We start from the raw sequence: 19,134 nt of genomic DNA on the forward strand, positions 1-19,134 counted from the left end.
ATTGTGGCGGTGCGGGTAAAGGTATTCGCGTAAAAATTATCAATAATTACATGAGTATCGCGCTTAATGCGTTGTCGGCAGAAGCCGCTACTTTATCTGAAGCAATTGGTCTTGAATTCGAAACGGCATTGCAAGTAATGAGTGGTACACCGGCTGGCAAAGGACACTTTACGACAACCTGGCCGGGTAAAGTGCTAGCGGGCGATTTGACTCCGGCATTCATGGTGGATTTAGCACATAAAGATCTGGGTATCGCTTTGGACTTAGCTAACCAAGTGAATGTACCAATGCCGTGTGGTGCTGCATCTCGTGAGCTTTACAGTATTGCTCGAGCTGCAGGGCGTGGTCGTCAAGACTGGACATCTGTCTTTGAACAACTTCGTGTTACGTCAGGTTTAGAAGCAAAAATAAAACAATAATTAGAATAGAGACAATAACGTGAAACTAGATGTCGAAAACTGGGGGCAAGTAGATGGTCAAGCGATGCCCGTTAAGCTATTTACCCTAGAAAACAGTCAAGGTATGAAGGTACAGCTGACTAATTTCGGTTGTATTGTTACATCGATAGAAACACCGGATAGAGAAGGCAATAAGGCTGACGTGGTATTGGGTTATGAAACCCTAGATAAATACCTTGCCGGGCATCCTTTTTTTGGTGCGGTGGCGGGGCGTTTTGCCAATCGTATTAAAGACGGGCGTTACGAGCTTGATGGTGAGGTCTTCCAACTTGATACCAATGAGCAGTCGCGTACACACCTGCATGGTGGCATCCGGGGGTTCGACAAATATGTATGGAATTATGCAGTCGAACAGCAACCCGAAGCGGTTTATATACATCTAAGCCGAACCTCACCGGATGGTGAAGCTGGTTATGGTGGCACTATGGATGTCACGCATACCATTGGTTTAGATGAATTGAATCAAATTCACTATAACTTCAAAGCAACCACTGACAAGCCTACGGTAGTCAACCTAGTCAATCATGGTTACTACAATCTTGGTGGTCACGATTCGGGCTCAGTCGATAACCATCACCTCACGTTATTCTCTCAATTTTATACACCGGTAACTGAAGATATGATCCCGACAGGGGAAGTGCTGAGTGTTAAAGATACGGGTTTAGATTTTACGTCTTCGATGGTCATCGGTGACAACAAAAAGAAAGTGCTCGATGGAGCCTATGACCATAACTTTATTCTCGACCAGTCTAATAATGAAGGTGAGTACCATTATGCTGCGGAGCTTTACGACCCAAAAAGCGGCCGAGTAATGACAGTGTTAACTACGCAACCTGCGGTTCAGTTCTACAACGCTTCGAAGTTATCTAATAATACTTGGCTAGGTCGAAATGGTCATCAATATCAATCATTTGAAGGGATGTGTTTAGAAACACAACATTTCCCAGATAGCCCAAATCAACCTCACTTTCCAAGTGTTCGGCTAAACCCTGGTGATGTGTTTGAAGAGAAAACACTCCATCGCTTCTCAGTGAAGTAATACCTCCTTTCAATAACCATATTAGGGTGAACCATCGCCCTTCATTAGGACGCTACTATGGATATGACTGTCATATTAGTCTCCCTGATCATCGCATTAGGGGGCTTTACGCAAGGCTTGACCGGGTTTGGTCTTGCTCTTGTTTCTGTGCCGTTACTCTCGCTCGTTGTCGACGCAAAGATGGCGGTGCCGATCGCGGGAATTTTCGGTTGGTTAGTAACATTCCCTATTGTGTGGAAAATGCGTCACTCGATTCAGTATAAAGCTGGTCTGATTCTCGTAGCGGGTTCGTTACCTGCGTCATTTGTGGGTGCTAAGTTGCTGGCTAGCCTGCCATCTCAATACATTTTAATAACGATGGGTATTGTGCTGATTTTATCGAGTATTCACTCCATGCGTAGCACGAAACCTGCGTTCTCCAAAACTTCAGTGCCTGTCACTATGGGAACAGGGTTTGCTTCTGGCGTGCTTGGGGCAAGCGTTGGTGAAGCGGGGCCCCCGGTTATTACGTATACCTCAATGCAGCCTTGGACTGCAGATCAGGCTAAATCGACACTAGTGTTCTTCTTCATGCTACAGATGATAGGTGCGATAGCCAGTTTTTGGACTGAAGGGCTTATTACATCAGAGGTCAGCAGTCTCGTTGGATCGGCAATGCCAGCATTTTTAGTCGGAATGACAAGTGGCATGGTCGGATACCACTTCTTACAGAAATACAAAATTAACTATCACCACATCGTACATGGACTGCTTCTGGTCATTGGTTGTGTGCTGGTGAGCAAGAATGTCCAATTTTGATTGGTTTTGTAATAAGTAGAACTTAGCTAACAGAATTCAAATCCGCTGCCTGATAGTTTCAGCAGCAATGAAAAATAATAACGAGGAAAGATAGTATGAAATGGATCAATACCAAATCTCATAACTCTTGGTTGGAAACTGAAACAGATCGTATTTTTGAATTTGGAAGAAAATCTGTCGTACCTAACGGATTTGGTTGGGTAGGCAATAACGGTAATATCCGCGATGAGATGGGAACCCGCCTTTGGATTACCGCGCGAATGCTGCACTGTTATTCGTTAGCTGCTTTGATGGGGAGACCTGGTGCCTATGACCTTGTTGAGCATGGTATTGCTGCCTTAGAAGGCCCTTTAAAAGATAACAAGCACGGCGGCTGGTACGCGACCATAGATAATGAAGGGGAAGGGATAGTTGATGCGTCTAAGCAAGGGTATCAACACGCATTCGTACTGTTAGCTGCTGCGAGTGCTGCGACAACAGGTCACCCTCGTGCACAAGCGTTACTAGATGAAGCGATTAATGTGTACGAAAATCACTTTTGGAGCGAAGAAAAGCAGATGTGTTTTGAGTCTTGGGATGAAACGTTCTCAGATACTGAAGACTACCGCGGGGGTAATGCTGCAATGCACTCGGTTGAAGCATTCCTGATTGTTTACGATGTAACGAAAGACAAAAAGTGGTTAGACCGTGCGCTTAATATTACTGAATTCATGATCAATAAAACGGCAAAAGGTCTTCATTACCGCGTAAATGAACACTTCGATTCAGAGTGGAACCCACTGCCAGATTACAATAAAGAAACCCCTGCGAGCCATTTCCGAGCTTACGGTGGCACGCCGGGCCACTGGATCGAGTGGGGACGTTTAATCTGCCACCTTCGTGCGACTTTATTAGAGATTGGTGCTAACACGCCGGACTGGCTACTTGAGGATGCGATTGGCTTATTCGATGCAACCGTCCGTGATGCATGGTCTGTCGATGGTGCACCAGGTTTTGTTTATTCCGTTGACTGGGACGGAAAGCCAGTGGTCCGTGAGCGCATTCGATGGGCACCAGTCGAAGCAATCGGTACAGCTTATGCGCTGTATACAGTGACGGGTGACAAAAAATACGAAGATTTTTACCAAACTTGGTGGGATTACTGCCGTACATACCTGATTGATTACGAGGGATGCTCATGGTGGCAAGAACTGGACACAAACAACCAAGCCGGGACCAGCAAGGTGTGGGATGGTAAGCAAGATATTTATCATTTAATGCACTGCTTAGTGATCCCTAGGCTTCCATTAACACCTGGCTTAGCACCGGCTCTCGCTGCAGGCTTACTTGACCATGGTGTTAACTAGAGAAAGGTCTAGCGTTTAGGCTAACTAGAAAACTTTTAGAAGGTGATGGCTTTTGGCTGTCACCTTTTTTTTGCTCAAAGACTATTCGTTCATTTTCATTTTACTTGATCATTTAATATGTGGCTTAGGACTCATTTTGTTCATTTCTGTCCGCTTGTGTTGAAAAATGATACATAACTAACAGAAATGAAAGCTGGCGGCTGATAATTTAACTACAACAACGAACAAACAAATGAACAAAAAAGGAACAACCTAATGCCTTACGTGTCTGGAAAAACAATGATCAAAGAAGCGTGGAACAATGGCTACGCTATCGGTGCATTCACAGCTCATAACTTAGAAACGATTAAAGCAGTATTGTTGGCAGCTCAAGAAGAACAGTCGCCAATCATGATTCAGATTGGGCAAAAAGCAATTAATGAAATGGGCATGAAGCCATTGCGTGATGCAGTAGATTCACTGATTCAACATCATCAAATTTCTGTTCCAATCTGTATCCATTTAGATCACAGCCGTAAATTTGAACAGTGTATGGAAGCGGCGACACGTGACTTCCAATCGCTGATGTTTGATGGTTCAGCGCTTCCATTCGAAGAGAATATCCGAATCACCAAAGCGGTTGTTGATGTTGCTAATGCCTTGGGCCTTGGGGCTGAAGGTGAGATAGGTAAGATTGGTGGGACAGAAGATGACATCACCGTTGATGAGAAAGATGCGATGATCACTACGGTCGAGGAAGCATTAGATTTCTCTGAGCGTACAGGTGTTGATTACTTAGCTGTCTCTATTGGTACTGCTCACGGTGTATATAAAACAACACCAGAGCTTAAGTTTGATCGTTTGTCAGAAATTAAAGAAGCCGTCAAAAAACCAATTGTATTGCACGGTGGTTCAGGCGTACCTGATGACCAAGTAATGGAAGCAGTTAAACGTGGCGTAGCAAAAATAAATGTCGATACTGAATTACGCCAAGGCTTTATCCACGGTGTTCAAGCACATTGGAAAGACAATGAAAAGGACTACATTCTTGCTGACGTTATGAACACGGGTATCTCTTCAATGAAAGAAGTTGTACAACACAAAATCCGTCTGTTTGGTTCAAACGGCAAGGCATAGATTGTCACTTATGTGACATCAACCCTACAAAAACGACACATTATTTATCTGTGTGAAAAATATCACGGTTCTAAATAATTAACTGAGTTATCAATACACACCCAATAAACCGTGTGTCGTTTTATAACTAGACCAATAATAATTATTATGGTGATTCTATGTTAAGAGCCATTGAAAAAGCATTGAATACGATAACAACTCCTCTCGCTAAGTTGCTCCGTCATACGGCCGGTATCTTACTGCTTTTGATGACTGTGATCGTAGTAGCGCAAGTGCTGTTCCGTTATGTATTCAATGTTCCATTAAGTTGGACGGATGAATCTTCTCGATTCCTGATGATCTATATGACTTATCTGTGCCTGCCATTTGTGTACCTAACCGATAAAAATATTGCTATGACTTTTGTGACTGAAATTGTCGAGAAGAAGTCCCCTCGTTTCTTCGCTCTGTTATCTCTTTTAGGTCATATCGCAGCGATTCTTGTGTTCTCCGTTTGGATTAAATTCGGTTGGACGTTCTTCAATACAGGTTCGGTAATGGCAGACAGTTTGCCTATCCAAATGTACTTCGTGTACATCGCACCACCGGTCATGATGGTTGTGACTATGTTGTACGCGCTGCAAAAAAGTGTTGCGTGCGTGCGTGCCATCCTGGGTGACTTTGAAGATGTATCTCAGACAAGTAGAACCGCAGAGATGCTGGAATCTTGTCAAACCGAAGATGATTCAGCTGATCAAGAAGAACAGTTTGAATTGAAATCTGCGTCATAAGGAGTAGGACATGGTTTCCCCAATTTTCTTAGTATATTTTCTTGCGTTATTGATTGTAGGTGTCCCTGTTCTGTTCACTCTGGGACTGTCACCAATCATCACACTGTTTCAAAATGATCAAATGCTGTTTGCTAACATGCTCTATCAGCGTTTGTATTCGGGGCTAGACAGCTTTTTACTTTTAGCTCTGCCGTTTTTTATGTTAGCTGGCGAATGCATGACGGCCGGTGGCATCACACCACGTATAATTGCTTTTGCTCAAACCATGGTTCAGCACCTTCGTGGCGGCTTAGGGCACGTGGTGATTCTTGCTGCAACTATTTTCGGGGCGCTAACTGGTTCTGCGGTAGCGGCAACTTCTGCGATTGGCGGAATGCTAATTCCAGAAATGAAAAAATATAACTACGACACCGGCTATTCAGCAGCACTGACTGCGGCAGCAACTGTGTTAGGCAATATCATTCCGCCTTCTGGCATCATGCTTATCTACGCGTTTGTGATGAACACATCGGTTGCTGCGATGTTCCTAGCGGGTGTGACTCCAGGCATCATTTTCTGTATTGGTTTGATGCTGATGAATCGTTACCAGATTCGCAAGTACCCGGCGGTACAGCCAATGGAGCGTGCACCGGCAATGGAGCGTCACCAAGCGTTCAAACTCGCGATTCTTCCATTGATGACACCGGTTATTATTTTAGGCGGTATTTATGGAGGCATATTCACCCCAACAGAAGCGGCAGCAGTTGCAGTGGCTTATGCTATCTGTGTGTCTTTGTTTATCATTCGAGTAACCAATGTAAAAGCAACATATGCACTGTTTGCCAAAGTCGCGGTAAACGCAGCGTCTATCTTAATTATTGTTGCGGCCGCGAGTGGCTTTGCTTCACTCATCAGCTTGTCTGGTGTATCGAACATGGTTGCAGATTTTATGAACGGTATTACGGACAATCCGTACTTACTCTTCGCAATTATTAACGTTCTATTGTTCGCTATCGGTATGTTCTTAGATGCGGGCCCTGCAATTCTAATTTTCGCTCCGATATTTGCACCAATCATGATCAGTGCAGGTATCGATCCAGTTCACTTTGGTGTTGTGATGTGTGCAAACCTATCAATCGGTTTAGCGACACCACCAATGGGCTTGGTTCTGTTTGTCGCATCTGGCGTTTCAAAAGTATCTGTTTCTGAAATCTCAAAGAAGATAATTCCATTCCTAGTTGTAGAGATGGCTCTTATTTTTGTTATCTCATGCTTCCCTCAATTAGTAATAGGTCTCCCTCAATTATTTGGGATTATGTGATAACCGATAATAGATTAAATATTTTTAATAACATTACTAACCAATAACGATAGAAATGCAGCACTTACTTATGCTGTAAATAAACCCTACACTGGTAAATATTATGAAAAAAACAATAATCAACTTAGCAACTGCCGCTGCATTATTAACATCAGGTGCAGCATATTCAGCAACTGAATTTAATGTGGTTCATCTAACTTCACCTGAAAGCTATAACCACCAATCATTATTGGTACTTAAAAATCACCTAGAGACACGTTCAAATGGTGAAATTAAAGTGAAAATTTACGGGTCAGGTCAATTATGTGGTTCAGGTAAAGAGTGTATTGCGGGCGTCCAAGCTGGCATGTTTGACTACTTCCCGACGACAGTTTCTGAGATTGCTTATTACTGGAAACCGGCTGAATCATTTGACCTTCCATACCTACTACCGAATGACCGCGTGGCTGAGTGTGTTTACGGTAATGATAAGTTCATCTCTGACGTTCGCGGTAACGTTCTTAAAAAGGCTCCAAACGTACGCCTAATGATGGTTGCGAACTCTGGTGGCTGGCGTAACTTTGCGACAACGAAGAAGCCAATCAAAACCCCTGAAGATGTAAAAGGCATGAAGATTCGTACGGTTCCTGCAAAAGTACAGCAAGATTTGGTTAAGCAGCTTGACGGCTCACCAACACCAATCGCATGGCCAGAGGTATACACAGCACTATCTACGGGTGTTGTAGAAGGTACTAAGAACGGTATTGTTGATATTATTCAAAGTCGATTCCATGAAAGCCTAGATTACTTAACATTAGACGGCCACGCTTACATGGGCGGTGCATGGCTAATGTCAGATATGAAGTTTAAATCACTTTCTCCTGAATTAAAGAAAGTTGTACTTGATGGTATCCAAGCACAGCAGCAATATCTGATGTCTTACCCTAAACATAATGAATACAAGTCTTACGAAGAGTTCAAGAAAGCGGACGGCGAGATCTACAACCCAACCGCTGCGGAAAAACAGGCGTTCAAAGATGCGACTCAACCGGTTGTTGATAACTGGGCAAACAATGCAGATGCTGAAGGCAAACAGTGGCTAGAACGTTTCCAATCTGAAATCCAGACCTGTGAAGCTCAGATCAATGCTTCTTATGAAGTTTCGATAAAGTAACCCCAGTTTAATTTAATAAATATCTTATAGAGCGATACTTGGCTTCTATGTGAAGTATTGCTCTTAAATCATGTCGTTTTAACTGTGAGATTAATATGATCAGAGATAAAGGTAACCTGACAGCCAAAGCAAATAAGATAATTTCAGGTCTTGGTGGTGTCGATAATATCGTCGAAGGGCATATTGATAATTGTGCTACTCGATTACGTATACAAGTGAAAGATATTGAAACAGTTAATGATAGCTTATTGCGACGACAAGGTGCTCTCGGTTTTATCCGACTACCAGATAATCATATTCAAGTTGTATTTTTGAATGTTCATGTTATTGCCGATGAAATAAGAAAAATATCAGGGCAGTAATACATTAACTAGTTATTAAAAATTAAATAAATAGACAGGCGGTAGTTTAATGCTTAAGCCTGAAAGTAAAGTCATAACTAAAATAAGCTCAAAAATAAAAATAGAGCGTCATAAGTAAAAAGGAAGAACAATGAGCGACAACTACGGAATCCCTAAAGTAGGTTTAGGGTTGTGGAAGATTGAAAAAGATCAATGTGCCGAAACGGTTTATAACGCGATTAAAATTGGTTATCGATTACTTGATAGCGCATGTGACTATGGTAACGAGAAAGAAGTGGGCCAGGGTATTAAGCGTGCGATTGAAGATGGCATAGTGAAGCGTGAGGATCTTTGGATAACGTCAAAACTTTGGAATACCTACCATAAGAAAGAACACGTGCGTCCAGCTTTAGATCGCACACTTCAAGATCTTGGAGTGGATTACTTAGATTCTTATCTTGTGCATTTTCCAATCGCACAGCCCTATGTTCCATTTGAAACTCGTTACCCGCCAGAGTGGATCTTTGATCCTCAAGCGGATGAGCCGAAGATGATGATTGAACCAGTGCCTTTGTTCGAAACTTGGCAAGCAATGGAAGAACTGGCTGAAGCCGGGCTAGTAAAGAATATTGGCGTATGTAACTACAATTCAGGTTTGCTTAATGACTTAATGGCTTACGCAAAGATTAAGCCTAGTGAATTACAAATTGAGTCTCACCCATACTTAACGCAAGAGCGTTTGATCAAGCTTGCGAAAGGCTATGGTATCTCGGTAACAACCTTCTCTCCACTTGGCGCTTTATCGTACCTAGAGCTCAATATGGCAGACAAACTGGAATCTGTTTTAGAGCAAGAAGTTGTAGTAAATGCGGCGAAAGAGCATGGAAAAACACCCGCTCAGGTTGCGTTGCGTTGGGGAGTGCAGCGTGGTTGCACCATCATACCTAAAAGCTCAAAAGTGGAGCGTTTGAAAGAGAATCTTTCTATTTTCGATTTCGAGCTAACAGAGCGCGAAATGGAGTCAATTTCAGCTTTGAACATTAACCGCCGATTCAATGATCCTGGCGATTTCTGCGAAGCTGCGTTCAACCACTTTTCACCAATTTACGATTAAGGGACTAATCATGGGTGTATTAAATAAAATCACAGAAACACTAGAGTTTGAAGTAAGCAATTTTCCAACGACCATTGAAAACGATGGCTCAGTGACAACACTAGCAGAAGCGAAAGCATGGATTGAAGAGCACCGTGCGCACTTGGAAGCAGAGCTACTGTGCACAGGGGCTATTCTATTTCGTGGTTTCCCTGTTGTTGATGCTGAAAGCTATGATGCATTTTTTGCATCGTTCGGTTACGAGAACTTTACATATAAAGAGTCATTGTCGAATGCAGTGCGTATCAACTTTACAGAGCTAGTCTTCACAGCCAATGAAGGACCTAAAGAAGTTGCGATTAACTTGCACAACGAAATGGCACAAACACCTATTTATCCAAACCGTATTTCATTATTTTGTGAGAGTCCTGCAGAACAGGGCGGAGCAACCGTATTATGTCGTTCAGATATGATCTACAACGAGCTAATCAAAGTTGAGCCTGAACTAACAAATAAGCTAGAAGAAGTTGGAATTAAGTACACAACGACTATGCCGGGTGGTGACAGTGCTGAGTCAGCACAAGGCCGTAGTTGGCTAAGTACCCTAAGCGTGGAAAACGAGCAACAAGCTGAAGCTAAATTGAAAGAGCTAGGTTACACGTGGACATGGCAAGACAATGGCGATTTGCTGGCTCAAACTGGGGCTTTAGCTGGGATCAAAACGGTCGCTGACGGTCGTAAAGTGTTCTTCAACCAAATTATCGCTGCATTTGAGGGTTGGGAAGGCGTTAAAGAAAACCCTGTAAAAGCACTGTGCTTTGGAGATAATTCTGAAATTCCTAAGTCATTTTTAGAGACGATTTCTAAGATCTCCGAAGAGTTGTCATTCGACCTTAACTGGCAGGCTGGCGATGTAGCGCTAGTTGACAATAACCTTGCTATGCATGGTCGTCGTCCTTTCTCTGGAGATAAAAAACGTAAAGTGATGGTTGTTTTGGGGAAATAACCCTTACTTTACTGAGAGGATTTTAAATAAAAATCGCATGGGTGGGGGCCTATGCGATTTTTTGTCTTTGGTGTCATTCTATCTGGATGCATACTTGCTATATGCTAGTATCTCTAGCTGCTTAATCTAGCTTGTGAATCCAAAGGATACTGATTTGAACCTAAGACAACTGGAAGTCTTTTACGCCATTATGCAGACAGGCACGGTATCTGGTGCTGCACGTAATTTGCATGTTTCTCAGCCCAACGTTACTCGCATTCTAGCTCATACTGAGCAGCAGCTTGGGTTTGGATTATTCGAACGGGTGAAAGGGCGTTTAGTCCCTACCATTGAAGCCAAAGCGCTACTGCCAGAAGCCGAGAAGGTGTATCAGCAATTGGGGCAATTTCGCTCTCTGACCAATAAAGTTAAACAAGGGCAACAGCACTTACGTATTGGTGCGCCTCCTATCCTTGCCACCAAATTGCTGACTCCGGTAGTAGCCCTGATGTCACGGGATCAACAGTCCGGCAAACAAAGGCTTTCGTTTGAGTTGCTGACCGCAAACCGAGATGAGTTGTGTGAAGGTTTACTCAAGCATGAACTTGATATTGCGATCGCTTTTGGCGATGAAACGCCGCCCGCGATATTAAGTGAAGTGTTGTTGGTTCAATCTCTTAGAGTGTTAATTCCGGCAGGCATGGCTGAATCGTTATCTGAAGCGCCGACCCTCGAAGAGCTTATCGAACACCCTTTACCGATCATTGGACTTGATAGCCGAGACCCTATTGGCTTGCTTCTCCATCAGAATCTTTCTGCTCGTGATGGCCGTTATCATCATCCTATTACAGTTCGTAGCTATAGCGCAGCGGCAGAGCTCGTCAAGCATCAAGCGGGGTTTGCGATTGTCGACCCTTGGACTGCGGAGCACTATCAAAACGATGAGTCGATTTGTGTGTTGCCATTGCAACCTGATATTCAATTTTCGGTTTCGATGCTTTGCGCAGAGCACACTCCTCAGTCTATTTCTGTTAAGCAGTTCATCACTTCATTGAAGAACCATACTCACCCTATAACTTAAGGTTATAGGCTCGCCATAAATAGGCATTCGGCAGCTTCGAAGTTCTTAATTAAAGTAAATCCATACAAGGGCTTATTAATTAGGAACACTCATGTCGATCGCTCAACCTTACCTTCTTTTTCTTGGGGATGTTACTGACCCACTCGCCGCAAAAACAGCTCGTGGCATTCACCAATGGCGACCAGAAATCTGCCTAGGTCAACTGCGTTTAACTGACGATACCGTTTCACTGGGGTTAACGGACATGACCTTGCAAGAGGCGCAAGCACAGGGAGCTAAAACCCTAGTGATTGGCACCGCAAATCCGGGTGGCGTTATTCCTGAATCCTGGCAGTCAACCATTATGGTAGCTGCAGAAATGGGATTTGAGATTGCATCTGGCATGCACCAACGATTGAGTGAATTTTCACCGCTTGCTGACATGCAGCAACAAGGATTGACTAAGCTTCATGATGTACGCCATTTTGATGGTGTTCTTAATGTTGGTAACGGTAAGCCTCGTCAAGGTAGGCGCCTGCTTACGGTCGGAACAGATTGCTCAGTTGGCAAAATGTTTTCGGCTTTAGCTATCGAAAAGTCGTTTAAAGAGTCAGGGACATCCGCTCAGTTCAAAGCGACAGGGCAGACGGGTATCTTGATTGAAGGCAGCGGTATTTCGATTGATGCTGTGGTTGCGGATTTTATTTCTGGCGCAGTTGAAGTGATTAGCCCTGATTTTACCGACCACGATTGGGACATCATTGAAGGGCAAGGCTCTTTGTTCAACCCCTCATTTGCAGGCGTGAGTTTGGGTCTTTTACATGGCGCACAAGCTGATGCTTTGGTGCTGTGTCATGAAGTTGGGCGACCACATATTCGTAACCTTCCTCATGCTAAACTACCAAGCATAGAACAGACGATTGAAGCCAACTTGCAAGCGGTGCGACTGACTAATCCAGACGCGAAGCTGGTGGGTATTTGCTTGAACACTTCGGCGATTAGCATTGAAGATGCTGAGACATTGTGCCAAGAATGGACCACACTCTATCAAGTGCCGGTGACGGACCCAGTGCGCTTTGGTGTACAACACATTACTGATCATTTGCGACATTCACTTTAACGACTTCATCATTTCTACGTTTCCATTTGTTAAAGCGAACATCAACCGAGTGAAATTATGAAGATTACAGCAGAACCCATTATTATCGCGATGCAAACGCCTTTTCGCATCTCTCGTGGCAGTCGAACTGAGTGTCACGTTGTTCGTGTTTACATTGAACATGGTGGCAAACGAGCTCAGGGCGAATGCACGCCTTACCCACGATACGGTGAGTCATCGGAGTCTGTATTAGCGCAAATCCAACAAGCATCTAGCGCACTTGAAGCCATGTTTGAACGAGGTGTTACCGATCCGGCAGAGCTAAGAGATCATCTTCAGTCTTTACTGACCGGAGGGGCAGCGCGAAATGCAGTCGATTGTGCGCTTTGGGATTTTGAAGCGCAGCAGAATGATCAGACGTTTCCGAATAGCTTGTTTGAGTTGCCTGCTCAAATTGTGACTGCAATGACAGTTTCCATTGGCACGCCAGAAGCGATGGCGACTCAAGCTCGAGACTATGTCGCGAATGGGGCAAAACTCCTGAAAGTGAAGCTTGATGGCGAGCAAGTGGTAGAGCGTGTTCGCGCGGTACGAGAAGCTGCGACAGATGTTCAAATTGTATTGGATGCCAATGAAGCGTGGACAGGATTGAATCTCGAAGAGTTATTCAATCAACTGGCAGAATTTGATATTGCGATGATCGAGCAGCCGTTACCCCAACAGCACGATGCCTCACTGGCGCACATCAAGCACCCGATACCACTGTGTGCCGATGAAAGCTGTCATACCACTTCACAGCTCTCATCGCTGTTGGGTAAGTATGAAATGGTCAACATCAAACTCGATAAAACGGGTGGCCTGACTGAAGCGTTGGTACTTGCAGAAGAAGCGCAAAGGCTCGGATTTACTCTGATGTCGGGTTGTATGCTCGGTACATCGTTGGCGATGCGTGCAGCTCTGCCTGTTGCAGTTCAATCTGAAATCGTCGACCTCGATGGCCCAGTCTTACTTGGCCAAGATGTAACACCAGCACTGACTTATCGAGATGGGATGATTATTCTTTAAGTTCTTTAAGTTCTTTAAGTTCTTTAAGTTCTTTAAGTTCTTTAAGTTCGTTGAGTCTCGGTTAGTCGATGGACATGACATGAATGAAATCGTATGAGTGAAAACTTGTGCGATTTTTTCGATCTCTAGACCTTAACTTATTAAATCATCGTAGGTTGACTGCTTGATGGAGAGTGCTATTCGTATAATTTACGTGCGTATTGATAAAGTAATCACGTTTCTGTCGGTGCGGTCACTTTCTATTATCGCAAAACAGACAGCTCAAGCTTTATAAAATAATTGTTATGATATCTTATGTAAAATGTTAATGATTACTCTTGTTTTCATAGTTTCACTAAAACTATTTGAAGTAGCTTTAAGTCAGGTTGACCACCTAACTGATTGAATCATTGACCTTTCCTGTTGTTTTTTGATGAGAATAAGGTGGGGCGAGTGAGTAGTCGTGTCTCAGAGGTGATAGATAGCAAGGACCGTTTTGAACGTCCATTTTCGATCAAAATTCCGCGTCGTAAGTGGTTTGGTTGGAAAGGCATTGAACTGCGTTTAGTATTGGCGTTAGCCATGCTATCGATGACTACCATCTTTCTCTCTGTTGTCTCCAGTTTCACTTTTGATAACCTAAATCAACGCCTTGTTGAGCTAAAAGAGAGTGAAATCCCTGCCTTAGATAACGCCGCACGCTTGAACGACATGGTGCGAGTCATTATCACAACATCATCGCAACTCAGTGATGCGGAATCCAATTTAGAGCGCAAACAAGCGATGCTTAAAACTGAAGATGCTATTTCAGTCATGAATAGCGTTATGGTTCAATTCCCCGATTATCACTCCTATTTTAAAGATCTTATTGCTCAAGTTAACAATAGCCTCAGTTTGTTGTATCAAAGTGAGATTGAGTCAGAACAACTCAATCAAGAACTTCGTAATTTGCTTGAAGGCTTTTATCCCTTATTGCAGCAAGCCAGTGATTCACTCGATCGCTTGCCTGAGTCAGCCAAAGAGCAGGTTCAATTCACGCAATTAAAATCTCTGCTGTACTACCAATTAGGCTTGGTAGAAAAACTTTATAACGACTCGAGCTTTAATGAGCTGGATTACACCAGTTTACGCTTAGAGCAGGTTGGAGAAGAGTGGTGGCAGCTTTGGATTAGTGGCGATTTAAGAAGTGCCTTTCCAGAGTTGGATCATCAGCTCACCGTAATTTACAACCTAGCCTCAAGTGATAGCAGCTTGTATGGGCTGAAAAACAAAGCGCTCGACCATCTCTATCAAGAGCAGTATTTCTTACAAAACAGCCGTGAGCATTTGAATCAGTTAACGGTGCAAATCGAACGCAACACCAGCCAAGTGAACCGCAATATCGATCAGTCGATTCAGCAAGCGCAACACTCTTTGCAATCGAACCAACGTTTGTCACTTTTTCTCTCTCTTTTTAGTGTGTTAGCTGCCGCGGCTATCTCATGGTTCTATGTACGCAAGAGTATTTTAGAGAGGCTTTTACAGCTTAAAGACAATATGTTCGCGATTTCTACCGGCCATTTAGATACCGAAGTATCCATTCGTGGCAAAGACGAAGTGACGCAAATGGCTAAGTACCTGAAGGTGTTCCAAACCACGGCCAAAATCGTTAAGCAAACCAATCGCAAGCTGGAGGCTGAGGTTGAAGAGCGCACCTTAGCCGAAGCTAAATTACGAGTGACTCAAGATGAGTTAATCCAAGCCGGAAAACTAGCTGCATTGGGACAACTAAGTGTCGGGATCACGCACGAGATCAATCAACCTCTGACGGCTGTGAATAGCCACGTTCGAAGTGCTCAGCTTTGGCTCGGTAAAAATAGGCCAGAAAGAGCAGAAGAGAACCTGAAAAAGATCGAGATCTTATTAGACAAAGTGGCTGCGATTACACGTCACTTGAAAGCCTTCTCACGTAAGAGTGACGGCAAAATTGATAACGTCGAGGTGGATAAGGTGATTGGCGATGCGATCGACCTCTTTGAAACTCGGCAGAGTAGGGTGCTGATTCAGTACTCCCCACAAAGCGATCAAATGGTGCGAGCCAACAGTATTCGTTTGGAACAGGTGTTGGTGAATTTGATCAGCAATGCGTTGGATGCCGTTGAACATAGAGATCAGCCTCTGCTGTGCATCTCCACTCAAGAGCATCTGAACACCATTCAGATATCAGTTAAAGACAACGGGTTAGGGATACCCGAAGAGGACATTCCTTATCTGTTTGATCCATTTTATACCCGAAAAACAACAGGCAAAGGACTAGGGCTCGGCTTGTCTATCGCATACAACATAATAAAAGACTTTGGCGGCTCGATTCACGTGGAATCGGTTGAACACCAATGCACCACCTTTATCGTCACTCTACCAAAAGGCACAGGCTCATGATTTCAGAAAAACACATAGTTCTTATCGACGATGAAATAGATGTCGTCGAAGCCGTGAGCGAAATGTTAGAGCTAGAAGGGTTTAGTGTCACCACCTTCACTGATCCCAACCTTGGCCTAAAGTCGCTTAAAGCGAACAGTCAGTCGGTTGTGTTGTGTGACGTGCGCATGCCGAAAGTGGACGGTTTAACGCTGTTGAGCTCAATCCAACACCGTGCCCCGAATGTGCCCGTTTTATTGATGAGTGGCCATGGCGATATCCCAATGGCGATCGAAGCTATGAAGCTTGGTGCTTTCGACTTTCTGGAAAAACCGCTTAATTCGAGTGAGTTGGTGGAGAAGCTTGATTTGGCGATTACCCAGTGTCAGCACAATTGCCCGTCAACCTTGGATGGCGATGAGCAAGAGGAGCTACCGATAGAATCTGTGGTTATTGGTCAATCAAAAGCGATGGATACGATACGTAAGCAAGTACTCGCTTTAGCACATACAGGCGTCGATACCATTATCAATGGAGAAACGGGAACGGGTAAAGAGGTGATAGCTCGCGCTCTGCATCAATTCAGTCGTCGTAAGACTAAACCATTTGTCGCAATTAACTGTGGCGGCATGACAGAAAGCATTATTGAGAGTGAGTTGTTTGGCCATGAAGCGGGTTCGTTTACTAGCGCGAACAAGAAGCGTATTGGCAAAATAGAACAAGCCAATGGCGGCACTCTGTTTCTCGATGAAATTGAGAGCATGCCGATTGCGGTACAAATCAAATTGCTGCGCGTGATTCAAGAGCGAATGATTGAGCGTGTTGGTGGTAACGAGTTGATACCTGTCGACATCGTCGTGGTAGCCGCTAGTAAAGCTGATCTCGCGAGCTTGAGTGAGTCTGGAGAATTCAGAGCCGATCTGTTCTATCGCCTTAACATTGCGAGCTTAAACCTTCCTGCATTGCGTCAAAGAAAAGAAGACATTCAGGTGCTGTTTCGCCATTTTGTGATTCAAGCGAGTCATAAATACAAGACACGTCCTTCGACGATTTACCCGGAACAAATTCAGCAGCTATGCCGACATGAATGGCCGGGCAATGTGCGTGAACTGCGTAATGTCGCTGATCGATTTGTGTTGGGTATCGTCGGTGATGGCTTTGATCTTCAATCGCCAATTTGTGAAGCGTCCGGAGAAGATTTCGCTTTTGAAAAGCAGATGGAGCAGTACGAACGAAATGTTCTGACGGAAGCGCTAATAGAAAGCGCGGGTAATATTAATGAGGTATCAAGTAAGCTGAATTTACCGCGTAAAACCCTTTATCGAAAAATGAAGAAACACCAATTGGATAAAGAGAGTTTCAAGGTCTAGCTGGTTCATTAATTCACCTAGTAAAAGCACAAGACAACAATGACCCATTTGGTTTTTAGTCGAATGGCTAACTGTTTCAAGTGATTGTAATAAAAGAGCTTTAACATCTGGCACAAAGCGTGCAATCCCTACATTGTGGCGCCAGTCCACATGAGGTTATTCGGTGTTGAGACAAAAACATATGATAGTTATCCAACACTGAATGATCGAACAAAGGACATTAGAAAAATAATTGCTTGTTGCAAGGAGATACAAACATGAAGCAAATACTGAAAGGTTCGATTGCTCTGATACTCGGTATGAGTTCAATAACGGCATGGGCCGCTGCAGAACCAGCAAACTTAGGACCTCGTCCCCTCTTTTTGGTTAACAATATGGATGAGAGCCCTTTGAAAACAAAGCTGTTGAGTTGCAGCGAAGGACCTTTTCATCGTAGCGATTTTTCTATTGGGCATCGCGGAGCTGCTATGCAGTTTCCTGAGCACACTAAGGAATCCTATTTGGCGGCGATTCAAATGGGCGCTGGTGTCGTCGAATGTGATGTGACCTTCACCAAAGATAAGGCGTTGGTATGCCGACACTCGCAAAGTGATCTGCACACCACAACCGATGTATTAGCACACCCAGATCTTGCTAAGAAGTGCTCAACCCCGTTTACACCAGCTAATCCAGCGACAGGCGAAGATGCTCAGGTTGAGTGCCGTACTTCTGATTTCACGCTGGCTGAGTTTAAGACGCTCAAAGGTAAAATGGATGGTGCGAACCCAAAAGCCACCACGGTTGAAGAGTACATGAACGGGACTCCGGGTTGGAGAACCGATCTTTACAGTCAAAGTGGGACACTGATGACACACGCAGAAAGTGCAGCACTCTTTAAAGAGCACGGCGTGAAGGTCACTCCTGAATTGAAATCAGCAGCGGTAGATATGCCTTTCAATGGATTTAGCCAAGAGATGTATGCACAGAAGCTAGTGGATGAACTGAAAGAGGCGGGCTTTGCACCTTCAGAGACTTACTTGCAATCGTTCAACCTAGATGATGTGAAGTACTGGATCAAAGCAGCACCAAAATTCGGTAAACAAGCCGTTTATCTTGATGACCGTGTTTACGAGCAAGCGGACTTTGTCGCTTCTGTTGAGAACATGAAAGAGCTGCACGATGCGGGTGTAAACATCATCGCGCCGCCCCTGTTTGCTCTGGTTGATTTAGATGAGAACAATGAACTGGTTGCGTCTAACTACGCCAAGCTTGCTAAGGATGCAGATCTTGAGATTATCGCATGGACACTTGAGCGTTCAGGCCCACTCGCGCAAGGCGGCGGTTGGTACTACAAGAGTGTGAAAGATGGCATAAACAATGATGGCGATATGATGAAAATGCTCGATGTACTGGCGCAAGATGTGGGTGTCATGGGCGTATTCAGTGACTGGCCTGCAACGGTAACCTACTACGCTAACTGCATGGACAGCGACGCTTAGTACTCTGAGAGCACTGTTACATCGCTAATGATAGTGTTTGTACAGATGGCTCTTGGCCAAAGAATAATAAGAGAAAAAGCAGTGAACCAAAGAGCCTTCGGGCTCTTTTTTTACCACTGAAATTGGTGGGACATAAATGACCCAAATGCCGACTTCTAGGTTGGACATGAATGACTCAAAACTTATTTCTGAATTTGGTTTTTCATTTAAGTTGTTGAAATTATTTAAATAAAAATCTGGCACAAAGACTGCAGTAGTGAAGGTGACTTTCAACAATAAGTAAAAGT

The 19,134-nt window shown here is 44.0% G+C and carries 17 protein-coding genes; all 17 read left to right on the forward strand.

The window, feature by feature from the left end; genetic code table 11:
* The coding region (locus IQQ51_RS26945; RefSeq protein WP_228012805.1) for an NAD-binding protein at positions 1 to 419 on the forward strand (419 nt) is incomplete at its 5' end.
* 19 nt (positions 420 to 438) lie between these two features.
* Complete coding sequence (locus IQQ51_RS10710) at positions 439 to 1,497, forward strand: aldose epimerase family protein (protein ID WP_172378338.1); 1,059 nt, start codon at positions 439 to 441, stop codon at positions 1,495 to 1,497.
* A 57-nt stretch (positions 1,498 to 1,554) separates the two neighbouring features.
* Complete coding sequence (locus tag IQQ51_RS10715; RefSeq protein WP_193841040.1) at positions 1,555 to 2,295, forward strand: sulfite exporter TauE/SafE family protein; 741 nt, start codon at positions 1,555 to 1,557, stop codon at positions 2,293 to 2,295.
* Positions 2,296 to 2,390: 95 nt separating this feature from the next.
* Positions 2,391 to 3,641 (forward strand): AGE family epimerase/isomerase, encoded by a 1,251-nt coding sequence (locus tag IQQ51_RS10720; RefSeq protein WP_193841041.1) that lies wholly within the window; start codon positions 2,391 to 2,393, stop codon positions 3,639 to 3,641.
* 255 nt (positions 3,642 to 3,896) lie between these two features.
* A complete protein-coding gene (locus IQQ51_RS10725; protein ID WP_060981078.1) occupies positions 3,897 to 4,757 on the forward strand; it encodes a class II fructose-bisphosphate aldolase in 861 nt (286 codons plus the stop codon).
* 158 nt (positions 4,758 to 4,915) lie between these two features.
* Positions 4,916 to 5,527, forward strand: coding sequence for a TRAP transporter small permease (locus tag IQQ51_RS10730; RefSeq protein ID WP_193841042.1), 612 nt, complete (start codon positions 4,916 to 4,918; stop codon positions 5,525 to 5,527).
* A 10-nt stretch (positions 5,528 to 5,537) separates the two neighbouring features.
* Positions 5,538 to 6,827 (forward strand): TRAP transporter large permease, encoded by a 1,290-nt coding sequence (locus IQQ51_RS10735; RefSeq protein WP_060981080.1) that lies wholly within the window; start codon positions 5,538 to 5,540, stop codon positions 6,825 to 6,827.
* Positions 6,828 to 6,930: 103 nt separating this feature from the next.
* Positions 6,931 to 7,980 carry a TRAP transporter substrate-binding protein DctP gene (dctP, locus tag IQQ51_RS10740; protein WP_193841043.1) on the forward strand — a complete coding sequence of 350 codons (1,050 nt, stop codon included), beginning with the start codon at positions 6,931 to 6,933 and terminating at the stop codon, positions 7,978 to 7,980.
* Positions 7,981 to 8,075: 95 nt separating this feature from the next.
* Positions 8,076 to 8,342 (forward strand): glucose PTS transporter subunit EIIB, encoded by a 267-nt coding sequence (locus IQQ51_RS10745; protein WP_193841044.1) that lies wholly within the window; start codon positions 8,076 to 8,078, stop codon positions 8,340 to 8,342.
* Positions 8,343 to 8,472: 130 nt separating this feature from the next.
* Positions 8,473 to 9,435 carry an aldo/keto reductase gene (locus IQQ51_RS10750; protein WP_193841045.1) on the forward strand — a complete coding sequence of 321 codons (963 nt, stop codon included), beginning with the start codon at positions 8,473 to 8,475 and terminating at the stop codon, positions 9,433 to 9,435.
* A gap of 10 nt (positions 9,436 to 9,445) precedes the next feature.
* Positions 9,446 to 10,420 (forward strand): TauD/TfdA family dioxygenase, encoded by a 975-nt coding sequence (locus tag IQQ51_RS10755; protein ID WP_193841046.1) that lies wholly within the window; start codon positions 9,446 to 9,448, stop codon positions 10,418 to 10,420.
* 154 nt (positions 10,421 to 10,574) lie between these two features.
* Complete coding sequence (locus tag IQQ51_RS10760) at positions 10,575 to 11,480, forward strand: LysR family transcriptional regulator (protein WP_193841047.1); 906 nt, start codon at positions 10,575 to 10,577, stop codon at positions 11,478 to 11,480.
* Between the two features lie 91 nt (positions 11,481 to 11,571).
* Entirely contained in the window at positions 11,572 to 12,579 is a 1,008-nt protein-coding gene (gene dgcN / locus IQQ51_RS10765; RefSeq protein WP_193841048.1) for an N-acetyltransferase DgcN, read from the forward strand.
* A 57-nt stretch (positions 12,580 to 12,636) separates the two neighbouring features.
* Positions 12,637 to 13,623 carry an N-acetyl-D-Glu racemase DgcA gene (gene dgcA, locus IQQ51_RS10770; RefSeq protein ID WP_193841049.1) on the forward strand — a complete coding sequence of 329 codons (987 nt, stop codon included), beginning with the start codon at positions 12,637 to 12,639 and terminating at the stop codon, positions 13,621 to 13,623.
* 423 nt (positions 13,624 to 14,046) lie between these two features.
* The gene (locus IQQ51_RS10775) at positions 14,047 to 16,020 is read left to right on the forward strand and encodes an ATP-binding protein (RefSeq protein WP_193841050.1); all 1,974 of its coding nucleotides are present in this window, start codon (positions 14,047 to 14,049) and stop codon (positions 16,018 to 16,020) included.
* Positions 16,017 to 17,369 carry a sigma-54-dependent transcriptional regulator gene (locus tag IQQ51_RS10780; RefSeq protein ID WP_193841051.1) on the forward strand — a complete coding sequence of 451 codons (1,353 nt, stop codon included), beginning with the start codon at positions 16,017 to 16,019 and terminating at the stop codon, positions 17,367 to 17,369. The genes IQQ51_RS10775 and IQQ51_RS10780 overlap by 4 nt, the downstream gene beginning before the upstream one ends.
* A gap of 257 nt (positions 17,370 to 17,626) precedes the next feature.
* A complete protein-coding gene (locus IQQ51_RS10785) occupies positions 17,627 to 18,847 on the forward strand; it encodes a glycerophosphodiester phosphodiesterase family protein (RefSeq protein ID WP_193841052.1) in 1,221 nt (406 codons plus the stop codon).
* Positions 18,848 to 19,134: the final 287 nt, after the last annotated feature.

The organism is Vibrio sp. OPT18 (assembly GCF_015163615.1).
Lineage (GTDB): Bacteria > Pseudomonadota > Gammaproteobacteria > Enterobacterales > Vibrionaceae > Vibrio > Vibrio coralliirubri.